Genomic DNA, 16,255 nt, shown 5'->3' on the forward strand with positions numbered 1-16,255 from the left:
ATTTTATTTGCAATGGAAAAGCGTAAATCGATGGCATAGAAGATTATTAATGCGAAAAGCGGGCCTTTTACTGATGGGGCTAAACAGATGAATAGTTAGCGTTGTTTTTGTTCTTAGTGGTTGCGTTTTATGGGAGAATTTATTTATTCCTTAAAGAAATATCGAAATTGATTGCCAGGGTGCTGTTAACATCGTCGGGGTAAATGTTCAGAATGCGATGTTTGGCCTTGCCTTGCGAAGCCCAGGGATCGGCCGGTATGTGCGGATCGCCATTAAAGTAAATTTGCGAGATAAGTTCTCTGCCCGATTTATGCGTTACCCGAAAATGGATATGCGAAGGCCTGTAAAGGTCGCCGTTCAGGTATTTGCCCGGGATAATGGTTTTAAAAGCATATTCGCCCTGATTATTGGTTTTCCAGCCGGCCCGGTGGCGGAAAGCCTTGGAGTCGTTATCATATTCGCCTTGGGTATCGCAGTGCCAGATCTCAACTAGTGCGCCCTGCAAGGGGGTACGGCAGTCTGCTCCCAAAACCTTTCCTTTTATCATGAGCTGGTTGCCTGTCAGTCCTTCAAAAGTAAGGTCCGTACGCAAAGGTGCATTTGGCCGGTAGAAAGGACCTAAAATATCGTTGGTCGTTTCGCAATCACCTACATAGTTTCCATCCAGCTTTTTTACTACCGAACCGAATGTTGAAAATGACAAAGCCAGAAGCGAATAACTAAGTAAAAACTTTTTCCGGTCCATTTCAGAGAGTTACAGTTTTTTGCTGGATATTTTAAAAAAAAGCTGACTAACCGTTTCCAGCCAGGTAAGTAATAAAAACGATTAATAATTAAAGCGCTTCCAAAGGCAGTTCTATTGCAAGCTTAAGATAATCATTTACTTTTTTGCCGGCCAGGTAATACTCCATCAAAACTTCCGGTAACGCATCTGAGGTAATAAGTTCAGGTGTTAAGTTCGCGGAATAATAGAATTGTTTGTTGGCAATCAAAGGTTCCCGGGAAGCAATTTCCTGCAGTTCGGCCGAAATGCGTTTGTTTTTTTCGCCCTGAATAGTACCGAATTTAGCTTTAAAGGTGGGGTCTTTATAAACTGCAGAAAACGCTTCCGGATTTTCTGCAAGGTAGTTTCTGATAAGCGAAAGTGTAGCGTTTTCAATCATATACGCCCCGCCAAAGATCGAAATCCCTTCCGGCGATAACTGAAAATAAAAACCCGGATAGGATTTATCTTTTTTACCGAACTTCGAAATGTTGGCCGCTACGTAAACGTTGTAAGGCGTTTTATCTTTCGAAAAGCGAATGTCCTTATTGATCCGCATAATGGCCTCAGAAGGTTTGATCTGTACTTCCGGCTCATGCTTCTGGATCTGATCGATCATTACCTGCACCAGTTTTTCGAAAGGCTTTTTTACTTCTTTTTCGTAGGTTTTGCGGTTCTCGTTAAACCATGCGGTAGAATTGTTTTTTGAAAGCGCTTCGAAGAATTGCAGGAAAGCGGGCGTTAGGTAAGACATTGGCTCTTATTTTAAAGATGATCTGATTCGTAAAGGTATGGTTTTCAGCTGCAGTTTCTGAAAACCATACCTTTATACCAAATTGGCAATATGGCCGAATTTAGCTTTCCCAAAAACAAATTGCAAGTTTGTCTGCTAATAATCCGGCCGCTACTTTTCAATCAGTTTACCCGTTAGGCTTGCTGTTTTGCCAATAAAGCATCCAGGTTTTCCAGGGCCATGGTCAGGCCTTCTTTCATGCCCATGTTTATTACCGTTTCCAGGTCTTCCGGTTTCGCGTAGGTAGTAACCATCGTAACGGTAGTGGTATCGCCGGTTTCCCGGAATTCGTTTTTAAAGTTAGCGCTTGGCAGTTCCGGGTTAATAGTTCCTTCCGAATCTACGAAACTATCTACGGCCCAGATACTGCTTTCCGGGTTAATGGTTTTGTAATCCGTCCGGCCCCAATGCTCTTCGCCTTCCGGCCCCTGCATGGCATAAAGCCAGTAGCCGCCTTCCCGGAAATCCATGGTTTTGGTGCGGGCTTGCCACGGCTTGGGCGCCCACCACTGGTCCAGCAGTTCTGCCTGGGTAAAGGCGGCCCAGACATTGTGCAGCGGCGCGGCAAATTCGCGCTCAACTACCAGCTTGTTGTTTTCTTTGTCGACGGTGAAATTCATGAGGAGGCTACTTTTCATTTTGCTTTTTATTTAAGTTGAACAATACCTGGTCCAGCTGATCGAAACGGGTTTCCCAGAGCTTTTTGAACTGCTCCAGCCACTTATCGATCTCTTTCATTTTAGCTGCATGAAGGTGGTAATAAATTTCCCGCCCTACTTTCTCCTGTTTCACCAATTCGCATTCCACCAGCATGTTAATGTGCTTCGAAACCGCCTGACGGGTCGTGTCGAAATGCTCGGCCAGAGCATTGGGCGTCATGGCCTGCGTAGCGATCAAAGCTAAGATGGCTCTCCGGGTAGGGTCGGCAATGGCCTGAAATACATCACGTTTCATGGTATAGAATACTTGATATGCAACTATATGGTTGCGAATATACGTGCAACTTTTTGGTTGCACAAAATTATTTTAGGAAAATAGGTTTAATTTAACTTTTATGAGAAATGTTATGTAATTGTTAGATTGATTTTATGAAATAGATAAAAAGGATTTTAAATTGGCCAAGTATTAAGTGCTAATTCAGCTAAATCTTCCTGTCTTTTAGTAATAGCTTCAATATTCCAAGTTGCATACTCAGCAATTTCTTTAGTTAATTCGAAAGAAGATTCATTGAACAAATCTTTCTTCACCTCAAAAGGAGAATTACCCACATCAGCATTAATTTTTGAACTCATTATAGCTAAATTCCCAATTCTATTTAAAAATGCTCTATGAGTTTCTGGATCAATTTCCCATGAATCATTTAATGTTTTAGGCATTACATGTTCCAAGTTGACAGCTGAAGTATCTGCATTCGGAATAAATTCTGGATGTTCTTCACCTTTTTTCGTTTTTTCTAAAGCCATTAAATAGTACCTAGATAAATAATGTTTTGAAACCGAAGCATTTTTAAACGCTTCTTTAAATTGAGTGTCGCTAGGAATAACTCTATTGAGTTTTTCTTTCAATTCATCATTATTTTTTATTTCTCCTGAACTTACTTCTTTAGCTCTTTCACTAAATTGAATTTCTAGAGCACCACCTCCTAAACCTCCATAAATCAAAAATCTTACAGAAACAGAAACCAAGAATTTTAATGATTTTTCAACTTCTCTAGCATTAAATTTTGAAAAGATAGACAAAAGTAATGGTCTCATTTGTGTCATTCTAAACAGGTTTAATGTAGCCATGTGGTTTTTTGCCGCAAAAGAATAATCATCCCAAAAACTACTATTAGTGTCTATAAGGGCAACATAAGTCCTTGCAGCTTCCACTAATTGCGTTGAAAAATCAATTGCCCTCTGCTTTGAGGTGATTTTTTCTTTAATTTTATTATAAAGATCCCTTTCTCTTGTAAGGCCATAATTAGATGACCAAAATTGCCTTAAAAATGTAACAACTAATTCTTCATTTTCTGTATTCTCCAAGAGTGTATACATTTTGGTCCAATTTTCTTGAACTTCATTAAGCCGGTTATCAGCTTGCCCCAATAGATAGTTTTTTAACAAATCTGAAATAGCAAGTTCTAAACCTCGGTCGTTTAGAGTTTCAAAAATTGTAAAAGCATTTGCATGGTCAGGTACTTTAACAAGTATAACTTTTATATGCTCATCAATAAAGTCACATAGATCGAGTAATGTTTCTGAAGGATTAGTTGTAGTAGATATAAAGGATTGAACTTTTCCCTTAGCAATACTGAATGCCCGTTTAATTTTATCATGGGAAGCTCTAGTAGGCTGTATAGGATTAGGAGGGTTAAGGATTATTAGGTTGTAAAAAAAGTTATTATCATTGATATTCAATTTTAAATTAGGAATAACTTCTTGGGATCTTCTGTCTCTACTTGAAAGGTATTGATTCTGTATGTCTTCAGCCCGATCTTTATCATCTGTAGAGAAAAAATAATCTCTTATTGCAGCTAATAAAATTGTAATGGTAGCTAATCGCTGTTGACCATCAACAACTTCATCCCTTTCTTGACCTGAGGAAATAACAATTGAGCCTATAAAATATTCATCTTCAGAATTTCTAATAGACGTCAATAAATCATCGTACAAGTCATTAACATGAGAATCTTCCCAAGCGTACGATCTTTGGTTTAATGGAACTGCAAGTTTATTATCGGAAATTGTATGACCGATGCCATCTAGATCAATAGTAAGTTTACTTATTTCTCGTGCCAAAATAGTTTTTCCTTTTTAAGTTTATTTATTTAACAAGTAATAACTTATAATTTATTATTACCTACCCCCGCTGCTTATACCCACTCCAACCATAATACAGCAAATACAAATAGCAAAGCGCCGGCACCAGGTAAGCAAACTGAATGTGCGATGCATCGGAGATCAAACCCATCAGCGGCGGAATTAACGCGCCACCCACAATCGCCATGATCAGGTAAGAAGAGCCTTGTTTGGTGTAAATGCCCAGGCCTTTAATAGCCAGCGGGAAAATGATCGGCCACATTACGGAGTTACAAACGCCTACCAGCACCATCAGCCACAAAGCCGTTTCGCCGGTTAAGGCTACCGAGGCTATTACCAGCAGCATGGCTACCGCACAAACAATGCGTAGGGCTTTGGCGTCGTTGATTTTGGTCAGCCACGGAATCCCGATGAACCTTCCGATCATGGAACCGCCCCAGTAGCAGGCCACGAATTTCGAACCGATCTGCTCCGTGAAACCGCCCAGGCTGGAAGACTGCCCCAGCGAGAAAAGCCAGCTGCTGAAACTGCTCAGGTCGGTAATGTGCAGGTCCTGGCCGTAGCGGATAATGAACGAACCCACGCCCACTTCCGCGCCCACGTACACAAAGATCGCCCCGATGCCCAGCACCAGATGGCGGAATTGCAGCGCGCTGGTTTTGTCCGAAGCGGCTTCTACGGGCGTATGTTCATCCTGCAAACTTTCGATGTTCGGCATTTTGGTTGCCTTGGCAATAAAGGCCAGCACCAGCAGCACCGCCCCGATAATGGCATAAGGCAAAATCACCAATCCGGCTTCGGCATTCAGGAAATTCTCTTTTTGCGCCGCCGGCATGTTGGCCAGTTGTTCGGCCGTATAATCTACCCCGCTCAAAAGCAGCATCCCGCCAATGATCGGGCTCAGCGTACCAGCCAGGGAATTGAAAGCGCCCATCAAACTCAATCGGCTGGCTGCTTTATGCGCCGGTCCCAGCACCGAAACGTACGGATTAGCCGCCACCTGCAACAAGGTCACGCCGGAAGCCAAAACCGCCAAAGCCAGTAAAAAGAAAGGGTACTGCCGCGTCATGGCTGCCGGTAAAAACAGGAACGCCCCCATGGCACAGATCCCCAAACCCAGCACAATACCGTTTTTATACCCGATCCGGTTCAGGATATTACCCGCCGGAATCGACATCAGGAAATAAGCCCCGAAAAACGCAAACTGTACCAGGCTCGACTGAAAATCGGTCAGTTCGCAGGCCCGTTTCAGGTGCGGGATCAGGATGTCGTTCATGTTCGTAACGAAACCGAACGTAAAGAAAAGCGCGATCACGATCATCAGCGGCCCGGTATAATTCCGGATAACCGCCTGGTTTGCCGTGGCTTGATTGGAAGTGGAAACAGGTGCTGCCATAAAAGGAAAAACGGTATGAGTTTAGCCTTTAAAAGTAATGAAAATGTCTGAATTTGGATTCGTCAGATTTCGGGATTTAAGGATTGTTTTGGTAGCGTTGGGTTTTTCTTGCTAAAAGCATAGCGTTTTACCCCACCTAAATCCTCCCTAAGCCAAGAGTGATTTTTCTGCACGGGTTTTTAAAGGGAAATTGATTGCGTTTTTAAAGTCCCCTTTGGAGGGGGTAGGGGGAGGAGTTTTTCTTCACATTTACTTACTGCTGTTGAGAGATTTCAGCCTTCGAAAGTCAACCACCCCCAAACCTCTCCTTGAAAAGGAGGGGAGTTTTTTCGTCGGCTAAAGCAGACGGCAATGAAACTGTCTGAACACGATTTTCAGGATTTTAGTGATTTACACGATTTCTGAATTTCAGAAAGGAAAACGCTATGCTTTTAAGCCCAAAAAGTCAAAAAGAAGCAGGAACCAAAAGCTCCCCGTCTTAGCAAGGAGGGCTGGACGTGGTTGGTTTCAAAGTGAGAAATTTTAAACTAAGCTACAAATAGCTACTAAACCCTGAATCACCCTTTCAAAATCAATCCTGTATTTCCTTTAAATCCCAAAAATCGTGTTCAGACAACAAGTCCCATAATCCCATAATCTGACGAATCCCAATTCAGACAAGTAATTCTGCCAAATTTTCGCAACTTTACAATCCCAAAAAACCAACCCGCTTATGAAACCTGCCGCTTCCAAAACTTTTCAAATGACCGCCACCACCCAATTCGGGCTAGAAGAAATTCTGGCAGAAGAACTTTACCAGTTAGGCGCTAAAAATATTGAAGTAGGCAGCCGCGCGGTGCGTTTTATGGGCGACAACAAACTGATGTACGAAGCCAATTTGTGGTGCCGTACGGCGGTTCGAATTCTAAAACCCTTCGCCAATTTCCCGGCCCGCGACGAAAAAGATTTATACAAACAGGTTCAGAAAATTGACTGGAGCGAATACCTGGACGTGGACAGCACCTTTGCCATCAGTTCGGTGGTAAACCAAAGCACGTTTGAGCATTCGCTGTTCGTTTCGCAGCTTACCAAAGACGCCATTGCCGACCAGTTCCGCGATAAATTCGGCAAACGCCCTTCCGTAGACCTCGATGCCCCGGACGTACGCATTAACCTGCACATGCTCGAAAACCGGGTGAACCTGTCGTTGGATGCCTCCGGCGATTCGCTGCACAAACGCGGTTACCGCCTGCAAACCAACGTGGCGCCGCTAAACGAAATTCTGGCGGCCGGCCTGATCCTGCTGACCGGTTGGGATAAAAAAACGCCTTTATACGACCCGATGTGCGGTTCCGGCACCATCCTGACCGAGGCCGCGATGATCGCGCACAACGTAGCGCCCGGTTTGTACCGCCGCGATTTCGGTTTCACACACTGGAAAGATTTCGACGAAGAACTTTTCAAGCAGGTAATTAAAGACGCCCGTGCCCAGGAAGACCCGGACAACGACGTGTTAATTGCCGGCTCCGACATCGACCGCGATTACGTGGAAGCCGCCCGCAAAAACATTTCCAGCGCCGAGCTCGACGATTACGTTCGGGTAAGGGTGGCTGACTTTAAAGAAACCCAGAAGCCCGCCGAAAAAGGCATCCTGATCGTGAACCCGCCCTACAACGAACGCCTGGTAAACGAAAACATCAACAACCTCTACAAAATGATCGGCGACACGCTCAAAACCAATTATCAGGATTGGGACGCCTACGTGTTCACCGGAAACCTGGAAGCCGCCAAAAACATCGGCCTCAAAACCTCCCGCCGCATCCCGCTTTTCAACGGTTCTATCGATAGCCGTTTACTGAAATATGAGTTGTATAGAGGAAGTAAGAAGGAGAAAGGGGAGCGGTAAGAAAAGAGAGTCCATTAAAATTATTAAGTATATTTTATGGCTAAACCATTAGAAAAAATATCGAAAGAATATCCAAATCGTGGTCCACTTAGTCAATTCCGATTTGAAAAATCAATATCATTTAATTGCCTTAGATGTGGTGAAGCTAAGACTTCTAAACTAATTACGATTTATAGTAATGATTGGGAAAAGAAACTTTGTAATGGTTGCTATGGAAATCTGCTTTCAATTTATGATATAAAGGGAGGGCAGTTAAGATTAGATGAAAAAGCTGAACAGTTATTAGGGCTATTAGAGAAATATGTTGATTCAAATAAAGTTAGAGAAAAAGTAAAAAAGCTTAATATTGCTAATAATAAATCAAGTTTTTTAACCCCTTCTTCTTTAAGGTTTTATGCTACTTCTGAATGCGTTGCTGAAACTTTAACGAAAGATCCAAATTTAGATTGGTCTCCAGCTATTATTGGCTTGTGTAAAGCTTTTGAATTAGAATTAGTTGAATTATTCATTAATCCATTAAAGGAGCATTGTAAAGCTGTAAAATTTAGCGACCAAGATTTAAGAGATAAGGACTTTGGTAAAATTGCAGCTTATTGTTCAGGTAAACCAATGAAATCACCAGAACTTGGTGTAGTAAATCATTTTATTCAAACGGCTGTAAATAGCAACGATCGATTCGAGAATAGTAGTTTCCTTCAAGAGGGCTTAAAGGTTTTTATAAATAAATTTCCAAACCACGGATGGTTGATTAATAAAAATGGATTAAATGCCGGTATAGATAATTTGACAAAAAATTACCGAAATAAAGCCGCACATACTGATGAGCTTAGTAAGCACGAGTATGAAAGTTGTAAAGATTTGGTATTTGGTGAAAATGGAATAATGTGGAATTTGATTTTAAGTTTAAAAATGTATTAGTATATGGCAACTTTTGGTAAAAGCGTTAGAATTTATCTTAAAGATGGGACTGTAACCGGAATTAAATTTGGTGAAGTTGTTAACCAAACTATACAATCAATTTCGTGCCCACGACTTAGAACGAGTGAACTTTCTAGTTATTCTGAAGCTAAAAGGCCCGGCGTTTATTTCTTATTTGGGCAAGACGCTGAAACTAATGAGCCAAAAGTTTATATAGGCGAAGCAGAAAATGTTTTTGATAGGCTTCAATCACATATTGCAAATAAAGAATTTTGGAATGAGGTTATTCTTTTCGTTAGCAAAGATGAAAACCTTACAAAATCTCACGTAAAATATTTAGAGAGCCGTTTAATTCAAATAGCTTTAACGACTAAAAGATATAAGGTAGACAATTATAATCAATCACAACTTTCTTCATTACCAGCTGCAGATAGGGATGCAATGGAAGAGTTTTTGACTTATATCAAATTACTGATTGGGGTACTCGGTCATAAACTGCTTGAAGAAATTACCTTAATTCCTGCCAAAAAGGAAGAACCTTTTCTTATGGTTGAAGCAGGTAGTGAAAGTGTGAGTTCACCAAAAATGTCTCTTTCTAATTTAGAGTTATTTTTAACAGTTTCTAATTTGAAAGCTAAAGCTTTACAGACAGAGGAAGGAATAGTCGTATTAGAAGGATCTGAGGCTGCAAAAGAGATTAAAGGTAGTTTATCAAATGGATATAAGGAACAACGTGAAAAATTAATCAATAATGGTGATTTAAAGTTGGTTGGTGATAAATATATATTTCAAAAAAATATTCTATTTGACACAGCATCTCCTGCTGCATCAGCAGTGGTTGGCTATAGTATTAGCGGCCCACTAAATTGGAAAGATAGCTCGGGCAAACCTTTAAAAGAAATTGAAAAGTTGAAATTAACTAGTGTTGAATAGGTTCGTGGTTTAAAAAATATATCTTTTTTAATTGTTTTGCAGGAAAACCAGTTACAAAATGCTATACTTTTCTGCCAAAAAGGTCAATCAAAAAGTCAGAATGCCCTCCACAAACAATCTCCACATCACCCTCCACCAAAATTACCCAAACCGCCCCACCATCATCTTCCTGCACGATTCCTTAGGCTGCATCCAGCTCTGGCGAAACTTCCCGGAGAAGCTCGGTAACCAGACGAGGTAAAAAACGCTATCCTTTTCAACAAAAAAAGTCAGTTCCCAACCCAGTTCAAAACCTCCGGATAACCTTTTGTAACTAATCAGGTTTTAGAAATAAAGCCATCCGTTAACAAAAGAAGCTATGCCTGCCAGATTAGTAATGCTGATCGTTTTGCTTTTGGTGACGGGCAAGGCATGGTCGCAAATCTCGCAAGCTGATTTCAATTATCCGCCACCCGAAAACCCGGCCAAGCTAAAGAAACTAAGGCTTTGGGCTTCCCACTATTTTGTTCATCAGTTTAAATCCGGCGGCAGCGTTCCCCTTGTTTACCGCAATGGCAAACCATCAGGCTTGTTCGCCGAGGCCTGCGATTTTTGCGAAGCTTCCTTACAGGGTACCGCGCATATCACCGATGCCGACGGCAACATCCATGTCATGAAATATGCCAGTTCCGGCCGCCGCACGTTTGTCGACTGCCGGAACTGCGAAAAATTTTCCGATAGCAACCAGGCCACGGTTAAGAATTGGGGAAAGTCCCTTTGGATAAAATCGACAGGCTTTAGCGGCGCTTTAAGAAGGTATAAATTAATTCCCTTCCGGTCCATTGCCGTAGACCGGAAAGTAATTCCTTACGGAACCGTAATTTTTATTCCGGAGGCCAAAGGGCAGGAAATCGAATTACCGGACGGCACTAAAATAACCCACGACGGCTATTTCTTCGCCGCCGACAACGGCGGATTAGTGAATAACAATCACATCGATGTGTTTACCGGAATTTCTACTGCCAACCCGTTTCCCGAGCTTATAAAATCGAGCGACAACCATACCTTTGAAGCCTTTGTGGTTACCGAGAAAGCAATCGTAAACTCTCTTAAAGAAGCGCACAAAAAATAAAGTTGGTTTATTTAAAAAAGGCGTTCCGAACTGTAAAATTCTACTCAAAAAATACCACGAAGAAGCAATGCAAGCTGCAAAACGCTATGCTTTTTTCTTGTAAAAGTCAGGTGAAAACTGAATCCCAAAAAGCTTTTCTACAGGTCATCGATTATATCCCCAAGGTCGCTAACGCCCAGCGTGAACCAGATAATTACGAAGCCTAAAATAACTTTAAACACCATCGGAACCGGACGGCCAAAGATCTTCATGCTTAAGGCATCGGCGGGCGGAAAGTAAAGCGCAGAAAGCAGCAGGAAAACAATGCCCGGAACGGGGTGCACCAGCAGCAAATTCGAAACGCCAATGGTAAAAACCACCAGCCCGATAAGCCAGCTGAACAACGGCGACAGATCTATATCTCTCATGGCTACGCTGCTTAACTACCCGCAAAAGGCGACCCGAAAATGCCTACCGCCAGTTCCGCCCAGATCAGGAAAAGCGCCGCCAGAATAGATAAAATCAGGATGAACCGGTTCACCGGGTTTTGGATCTTCCGGAACGCCAATTCGCATAAAAGCCCCGTGCCGGTCAGTAAAATGCCCATTATTATAAAATCCCCGGGGCTCCAGTCTACTTCATCGGTAAACTGCATGGCAATTAAGGGAATGCTCAGGATCAGGGCTACCGTAATTAAAATGGCAGAAATTCTTTTGTTTAGCATGATCATCGTAAATAGTTTTTAAAATGGTTGACTGAATGAATTGTTAAGTTTCTTATTAACCTCCTTGTATATATAGCAAGGCCAGAGATTTTCCAATTGCCTGGTCGTTTTGCTTCAGGCTACCGCCCAGGCCCAAAAAAGCATTAGCAGTGCCAGAAGGCCGCCAAGCAGCACGATCCGGTTGGTTTTATTTTTTACCTTCCTGAAGACAAGCTCGCACAGGAAAACTGTAATGGTTAACACACTCCCCGCCACGAGATAATCGAGTGCGGTCCAGGGAAAGCCGGCCATAACCGGGATCAATAAAATGCCGGCTACCAGCAGCAGGTTGCCGGGAAGTCTAAAGTTATGCGTTATCATAATTATTGGTTAAAAGTTTGGTTTTGAGATTTATATTTTCCGGATCAGGCAGGTTTAATTCCACCAGGTGCCGGCTAAGCCAAAAACAGTACCCAGCCACAGAATAATGATGTAACCTACAGTGCTCAGGAAATAAGCCAGGGCCGTTATCCAGCCGCCCTGATTTCGCAGAAAACCAAGAAAGTAAAATAACGCACCTCCCGCTGCACCGGCAATCGGGACCACGATCAACGGCCGGATCATCCAGTATTTTTCCCATTCCGGTTTGGGTTGCTGGGTAAACCAGCCGCCAGAGATCAGGAAAAACAAAATAAGGAGCAATGCAATTCCAGCCCCAATACTTAGGCAGTTACCCAGGGAAGCGCCATGTTGGGGAGTCGTTACGTTTTTTTGCTGTGACATGCTTGTTTTAAGTTAAGTGTAGAATACTTTTGCTTGTGTTTAAAGTACTTTGAAATACAAAGTAAAGGTCTAAAAAAATATTAATTGTCTTTACGGTTGCTTAAAATCAGTTGTTCCAGAGCATCCAGATGGTTTTTAAAAGCTTCCCGACCTAAGTCGGTGGCATGGTAAGTAGTATTTGGTTTTCGGCCTACAAACTGCTTCTCTACGCGTAAATATTCAGCTTCTTCTAGCGCTCGTAAGTGACTGGCCAGATTGCCGTCGGTTAATTGCAGCGTATCTTTCAGTGTATTGAAATCAACCCGTTCGTCCACCATCAGCACCGACATAATGCCGAGCCGCGCCCTGCTTTCGAAGGCTTTATTTATATTTTCGAGGTAACTTTTCACGGGTTTGTTAGCGTTCGTACTTAAAATACACCAGCATGCCATACACAATGTGCAGCACCCCAAACCCCACCGTCCAGGCTAATAAACCATAACCCACAAAAAAGCTCGCCAGTAATCCCAATACAATCTCGAAAATACCAAGATAGCGGATGTCGCTCAGGGTATACTTGCTGGCATTTAAGAGCGCACAACCATAAAAAATAAGCATCACCGGCGCCACTAAAAACAGCAGGTTGTGGTAGAACAATACTGCACAAAACAGGCCGCCCGCCGCCAACGGTATAAACAAGTTCACCAGCATGCGTTCCGTTTTGCTATCCCACACCCGATGATTGGATTTGCGCGCGTTGCGGACCGTAAAAAAAGAAGCCGAACAAAACGCCAGAATAAACACCAATGCCGCCACCAAAAGCATAAAGAAGATCGCATCGCTGCTCAGATTACGACCTAAGCTTTCGCTATAGTTTATTTCATGCTTCACCAGATACCATTTCACTGCTGTTGCTCCCAGAAGCGCCGAAACGCCGGCCGCCACGCCCGAAAGTCCGCTCAGGGAAATAAACCGGGATGAACGATCCATGATGTTGCGGATCTCATGCAGGGTTGCTAACTGGTCTTGCTGCTGGTTCATATAAAAGTACTTTGCATTTCAAAGTTAATAAGCATTTACGTAAAGGCAAGGGTTTTAGGTTATTTTATTTTAGGTTTCTGAATAAAATTCAAGAATTACCATTTTTTGGAGAACAGGACAATCTTAAACGATATGCTTTTGAACTGAAAAAGTCGAATGGTTAAGACAGTATTCTAAATCCTGAATTTCAATTTTTACAACTTTAAGAGTAAAGTAGATTTCCTAAGCGGTTAACTTAATATTCTGATTTCACGCCTATCGCCAGCGCAGCGTACCTTGAAAATCACGTTATCCGGAAAACTAAACTAAAAAGAAGTTAGCTACGAAGGGAAACGGACACCAGTTTCTGTGAGAGCGGCCTCCAAGACTTCCGGTGCCACAGGCAGCCCGCAAGGGCAGGAAGGGTTGCAGCCGCGAACGCAGAAACGAAGCCACCCGGCTTGAGGGAGAAAGCTACCTATGAAAGTTAAAAGTTATGAATTAAGTGTTAAAGGTTGCTATGAAAACGCTATGCTTAAAAACCTGAAAACTAAATAGCCGGCATTCAATTAACTTGATGAGATCTCTCCTGACGTCGAGATGACGCGGAAAACGGAATCATTTCTAAGTACTAAACTCATTAAACTGGCTTTATAAGTTTCCTCTAGAGCTACGCTCACAAGCTTCATGCTTCTTCCCTCACACACTCACTCTGTCACTCACTTGTGCGCGGAATGACCAAAACTCAATTCAAATACTTCACCTGCACAAAGCAATCCGAACTTCTTCCCTTATCATCCGCACAGGAAATCTTGAGCTGCCCGGGTTCCGGTAAAAAGAACACCTTTTCGTGCACCCCGGCTTCTTTGTAGAATTTATCATTCACGTACCAGTACACTTTTTTTACTTCCTTATCGGCCTGTGCGCTGAGCATTAATTGCTGGTTTTCTTCCCGCTCCACCAAATATTCCGTGCCGTCAGCCGGCGATGCAATGAACGGTGCATTCTCCGCAAAAACCCTTGAACAGGCCGGGTTATGAGTTGGAAGTTTCTGGTACGGAATTCCTTCCCGTTCGTAAAAAGCCACCAGTTCGCGGGGTTCGTTCGGGTAGAATTTTTTGATGTAACCGTTCGGCGGCAGGCAATCGCGACAGTAGGAAAATTGCTCATCTGCGGAAACGAACATTCTTCTTAAATGGCTGCATTTCGGGGTTTGGGTGATGCCCGGCAGGAAATAATCCAGTTGCTCGTTCTGGCAGAATTCTTCCGACTGCAAACCGCTTTCGGTGCAAACCGACCGGAAAGCCAGGGCAGGCGGCGGCGTGTACCAGTCGTTGGAAGAATTGTATTCTAGGGCGTTGAACAGGTCGAAGAGAAGTGGCGTGCCGATGTCGGTGCCGGTTAAAGCCGGAACGCCCACGCCGTTGAAATTGCCTACCCAAACGCCGATGGTGTAATGCTTGTTGTAGCCGATGCTCCAGGCGTCGCGGCGACCATAGGAAGTACCGGTTTTCCAGGCGATCTTCGGTAAATGCATACTGCTGGCATAGGTATTCGGCAGGTCCGGACGAGTAAGCTGGGCCAGAATTTCGGTAGTTAAATAAGCTGCCGATGGCGAAAAAAGTGGAATAGTTTGCAGCACGGAATCGGTCTGAAGCCACTGCAGCGGCGCGTATTTTCCTTCGTTGGCAAAGGTCGCAAACAAGTTTCCCAGCTCTTCCAGCTTCACTCCGCAACCACCTAGAACCGAAGACAATCCCAATTTCCGTTCGTCTTTCTTCACCTGCTCAAAACCAGCCTGCTTCAGCTGTTGCACAAAAATATTCACGCCCATTTGCTCCAGGATCTTCACCGCCGGCACGTTTAGCGAATAGGCCAATGCTTTTTCTACCGTAATGTTGCCGTTGAATTTCTTGTCGAAGTTTTCGGGTTGGTAGCCGCCAAAATCGGTTGGCACGTCGGTCAGCGTCATCTTCGGCGTGATTAGTCCGCGGTCGAAAGCCAGCGCATACAGGAACGGTTTCAGCGTACTTCCCGGCGACCGCACTGCCCGGATGCCATCTACCTGCCCGTAATTTTCCCGGTCTTCAAAATCAGCCGAACCCACGTAAGAAACCACTTTCCGGGTGCGGTTATCGATCACCAGCACAGCGGCATTTGTAATGCCCAGGCTGTGAAGCCGCTGCACGTAGTTGTTGGTGAGCACTTCGGTTTTAGTTTGCTTTTGCCGGTCTAAATTGGTGCGGATAATAGGCTGCTGCGGAAACTGCCGGAGCAAACGGTAGGCAAAATGCGGCGCAAACTTAGGCGCGGCGTGGCGCTTCGCAATTAACGGTTCCTGCAAAGCATCTTCAATTTCCTTTTCCGGGAACAAACCTTCCTGCCGGAAATACTCCAGCCAGCGGTTTCGTTCCTTTAAAATGGCATTATTGTTCTTGCCTAAAACCAGCGAAGTTGGGCGGTTGGGGATGATGGCGAGCGTAACGGTCTGGGCCAAGCTGAGGTAGTTAGGCGGTTGCTGAAAATAAAGCAGTGCCGCCGATTTTACCCCTTCAATGTTGCTGCCATACGGCGCCAGATTTAGGTAAAACTGCAGGATCTCGGCTTTGCTGAAATACCATTCCAGCTGCAACGCCCGGAAAAGTTCGACCAGTTTGTTGCCGTATGTCCGTTCCTTGGGCTCCAGCAAGCGCGCCACCTGCATCGTGATGGTGCTGGCCCCACTGGTTTTCCGCCCCCGCACTATATTGTTGAAAAACGCTCTGCAAATGGCCGCCGGATTTACGCCCGGGTGCCGGTAAAAATATTTGTCTTCCTTATAAACAATGGCCTTTTGCAAGGTCGGGGTAATTTCATCCAATTCCGTTTTCATCCGCCACTTCTGATTATGGTTCAGGAACGCGTGCAGTACCGTGCCATCTGCGGCCGTAACCAGCGGTGAATAATTGAGGTTGACTTTTAAAGGGAAAAGGAAGTTGAGTAAAAACGCTAGGGTTATGAGCCCAAAAACCGGTGCTAAAAACCAACGGACAACGGCGCGGAGGTAGCGGTTGCGGAGGATGGTTTTGAAGGTTGGTTTCCTGCTGAAATTCATAGCTTAAAACTGAAAGCAAATTATTGCATTGCTTCTCTTTAGAATAGTGAGGCATGACTGCTTTATAAAAGTACGAAAAGCCTTAAATGTATTCGTA

17 protein-coding genes are annotated in these 16,255 nt (G+C 43.7%); 4 read left to right on the plus strand and 13 right to left on the minus strand.

Translation table 11 applies throughout. From position 1 onward, the window contains the following. Positions 1-139 precede the first annotated feature (139 nt). The 6 genes from I5M27_RS06000 to I5M27_RS06025 form a co-directional block, all read right to left on the minus strand. Complete coding sequence (locus I5M27_RS06000) at positions 140-745, minus strand: dioxygenase family protein (protein ID WP_200505273.1); 606 nt, start codon at positions 743-745, stop codon at positions 140-142. A gap of 88 nt (positions 746-833) precedes the next feature. Then, positions 834-1,517, minus strand: coding sequence for a DUF2461 domain-containing protein (locus tag I5M27_RS06005; RefSeq protein ID WP_200505274.1), 684 nt, complete (start codon positions 1,515-1,517; stop codon positions 834-836). 173 nt (positions 1,518-1,690) lie between these two features. Then, the gene (locus tag I5M27_RS06010) at positions 1,691-2,194 is read right to left on the minus strand and encodes an SRPBCC family protein (RefSeq protein ID WP_200505275.1); all 504 of its coding nucleotides are present in this window, start codon (positions 2,192-2,194) and stop codon (positions 1,691-1,693) included. Beyond that, a complete protein-coding gene (locus I5M27_RS06015) occupies positions 2,184-2,510 on the minus strand; it encodes an ArsR/SmtB family transcription factor (RefSeq protein ID WP_200505276.1) in 327 nt (108 codons plus the stop codon). The genes I5M27_RS06010 and I5M27_RS06015 overlap by 11 nt, the downstream gene beginning before the upstream one ends. Before the next feature lie 155 nt (positions 2,511-2,665). Then, on the minus strand, positions 2,666-4,336 hold the full coding sequence (locus I5M27_RS06020) for a DUF262 domain-containing protein (protein WP_200505277.1): 1,671 nt from the start codon (positions 4,334-4,336) through the stop codon (positions 2,666-2,668). Positions 4,337-4,397: 61 nt separating this feature from the next. Further along, complete coding sequence (locus I5M27_RS06025) at positions 4,398-5,753, minus strand: sugar MFS transporter (protein ID WP_200505278.1); 1,356 nt, start codon at positions 5,751-5,753, stop codon at positions 4,398-4,400. A gap of 712 nt (positions 5,754-6,465) precedes the next feature. On the opposite strand from I5M27_RS06025, the gene I5M27_RS06030 reads away from it, so the two are divergent. From I5M27_RS06030 to I5M27_RS06045, 4 genes are all read left to right on the plus strand, one after another. Continuing rightward, positions 6,466-7,638, plus strand: a complete 1,173-nt coding sequence (locus I5M27_RS06030) for a THUMP domain-containing class I SAM-dependent RNA methyltransferase (RefSeq protein ID WP_200505279.1) — start codon at positions 6,466-6,468, stop codon at positions 7,636-7,638. A 36-nt stretch (positions 7,639-7,674) separates the two neighbouring features. Beyond that, positions 7,675-8,556 carry a hypothetical protein gene (locus tag I5M27_RS06035; protein ID WP_200505280.1) on the plus strand — a complete coding sequence of 294 codons (882 nt, stop codon included), beginning with the start codon at positions 7,675-7,677 and terminating at the stop codon, positions 8,554-8,556. Positions 8,557-8,559: 3 nt separating this feature from the next. Next, the gene (locus I5M27_RS06040; RefSeq protein WP_200505281.1) at positions 8,560-9,489 is read left to right on the plus strand and encodes a GIY-YIG nuclease family protein; all 930 of its coding nucleotides are present in this window, start codon (positions 8,560-8,562) and stop codon (positions 9,487-9,489) included. 358 nt (positions 9,490-9,847) lie between these two features. After that, the gene (locus I5M27_RS06045) at positions 9,848-10,600 is read left to right on the plus strand and encodes a 3D domain-containing protein (RefSeq protein WP_200505282.1); all 753 of its coding nucleotides are present in this window, start codon (positions 9,848-9,850) and stop codon (positions 10,598-10,600) included. Positions 10,601-10,737: 137 nt separating this feature from the next. Here I5M27_RS06045 and I5M27_RS06050 read toward each other — a convergent pair whose 3' ends face one another. From I5M27_RS06050 to pbpC, 7 genes are all read right to left on the minus strand, one after another. Continuing rightward, positions 10,738-11,007: a hypothetical protein gene (locus I5M27_RS06050; protein WP_200505283.1), complete on the minus strand. Its 270-nt coding sequence runs from the start codon at positions 11,005-11,007 to the stop codon at positions 10,738-10,740. A gap of 11 nt (positions 11,008-11,018) precedes the next feature. After that, positions 11,019-11,309 carry a hypothetical protein gene (locus I5M27_RS06055; RefSeq protein ID WP_200505284.1) on the minus strand — a complete coding sequence of 97 codons (291 nt, stop codon included), beginning with the start codon at positions 11,307-11,309 and terminating at the stop codon, positions 11,019-11,021. A 108-nt stretch (positions 11,310-11,417) separates the two neighbouring features. Further along, complete coding sequence (locus tag I5M27_RS06060) at positions 11,418-11,663, minus strand: hypothetical protein (RefSeq protein ID WP_200505285.1); 246 nt, start codon at positions 11,661-11,663, stop codon at positions 11,418-11,420. A gap of 54 nt (positions 11,664-11,717) precedes the next feature. Then, entirely contained in the window at positions 11,718-12,065 is a 348-nt protein-coding gene (locus I5M27_RS06065; RefSeq protein WP_200505286.1) for a potassium transporter KefB, read from the minus strand. An 80-nt stretch (positions 12,066-12,145) separates the two neighbouring features. Further along, on the minus strand, positions 12,146-12,454 hold the full coding sequence (locus tag I5M27_RS06070; protein WP_200505287.1) for a winged helix-turn-helix domain-containing protein: 309 nt from the start codon (positions 12,452-12,454) through the stop codon (positions 12,146-12,148). A gap of 7 nt (positions 12,455-12,461) precedes the next feature. Next, positions 12,462-13,085: a hypothetical protein gene (locus I5M27_RS06075; protein ID WP_200505288.1), complete on the minus strand. Its 624-nt coding sequence runs from the start codon at positions 13,083-13,085 to the stop codon at positions 12,462-12,464. A gap of 724 nt (positions 13,086-13,809) precedes the next feature. Then, the gene (pbpC, locus tag I5M27_RS06080; RefSeq protein ID WP_200505289.1) at positions 13,810-16,158 is read right to left on the minus strand and encodes a penicillin-binding protein 1C; all 2,349 of its coding nucleotides are present in this window, start codon (positions 16,156-16,158) and stop codon (positions 13,810-13,812) included. Positions 16,159-16,255: the final 97 nt, after the last annotated feature.

This window comes from Adhaeribacter terrigena, from assembly GCF_016623615.1.
Taxonomy (GTDB): domain Bacteria; phylum Bacteroidota; class Bacteroidia; order Cytophagales; family Hymenobacteraceae; genus Adhaeribacter_A; species Adhaeribacter_A terrigena.

Bases quoted from the DNA above. Each gene is read 5' to 3' on its own strand.
- I5M27_RS06045 (WP_200505282.1), top strand. From the start codon at position 9,848: ATGCCTGCCAGATTAGTAATGCTGATCGTTTTGCTTTTGGTGACGGGC.
- I5M27_RS06035 (WP_200505280.1), top strand. From the start codon at position 7,675: ATGGCTAAACCATTAGAAAAAATATCGAAAGAATATCCAAATCGTGGT.
- I5M27_RS06005 (WP_200505274.1), bottom strand. From the start codon at position 1,517: ATGTCTTACCTAACGCCCGCTTTCCTGCAATTCTTCGAAGCGCTTTCA.
- I5M27_RS06040 (WP_200505281.1), top strand. From the start codon at position 8,560: ATGGCAACTTTTGGTAAAAGCGTTAGAATTTATCTTAAAGATGGGACT.
- I5M27_RS06015 (WP_200505276.1), bottom strand. From the start codon at position 2,510: ATGAAACGTGATGTATTTCAGGCCATTGCCGACCCTACCCGGAGAGCC.
- pbpC (WP_200505289.1), bottom strand. From the start codon at position 16,158: ATGAATTTCAGCAGGAAACCAACCTTCAAAACCATCCTCCGCAACCGC.
- I5M27_RS06000 (WP_200505273.1), bottom strand. From the start codon at position 745: ATGGACCGGAAAAAGTTTTTACTTAGTTATTCGCTTCTGGCTTTGTCA.
- I5M27_RS06030 (WP_200505279.1), top strand. From the start codon at position 6,466: ATGAAACCTGCCGCTTCCAAAACTTTTCAAATGACCGCCACCACCCAA.
- I5M27_RS06065 (WP_200505286.1), bottom strand. From the start codon at position 12,065: ATGTCACAGCAAAAAAACGTAACGACTCCCCAACATGGCGCTTCCCTG.
- I5M27_RS06060 (WP_200505285.1), bottom strand. From the start codon at position 11,663: ATGATAACGCATAACTTTAGACTTCCCGGCAACCTGCTGCTGGTAGCC.
- I5M27_RS06025 (WP_200505278.1), bottom strand. From the start codon at position 5,753: ATGGCAGCACCTGTTTCCACTTCCAATCAAGCCACGGCAAACCAGGCG.
- I5M27_RS06010 (WP_200505275.1), bottom strand. From the start codon at position 2,194: ATGAAAAGTAGCCTCCTCATGAATTTCACCGTCGACAAAGAAAACAAC.
- I5M27_RS06075 (WP_200505288.1), bottom strand. From the start codon at position 13,085: ATGAACCAGCAGCAAGACCAGTTAGCAACCCTGCATGAGATCCGCAAC.
- I5M27_RS06050 (WP_200505283.1), bottom strand. From the start codon at position 11,007: ATGAGAGATATAGATCTGTCGCCGTTGTTCAGCTGGCTTATCGGGCTG.
- I5M27_RS06055 (WP_200505284.1), bottom strand. From the start codon at position 11,309: ATGATCATGCTAAACAAAAGAATTTCTGCCATTTTAATTACGGTAGCC.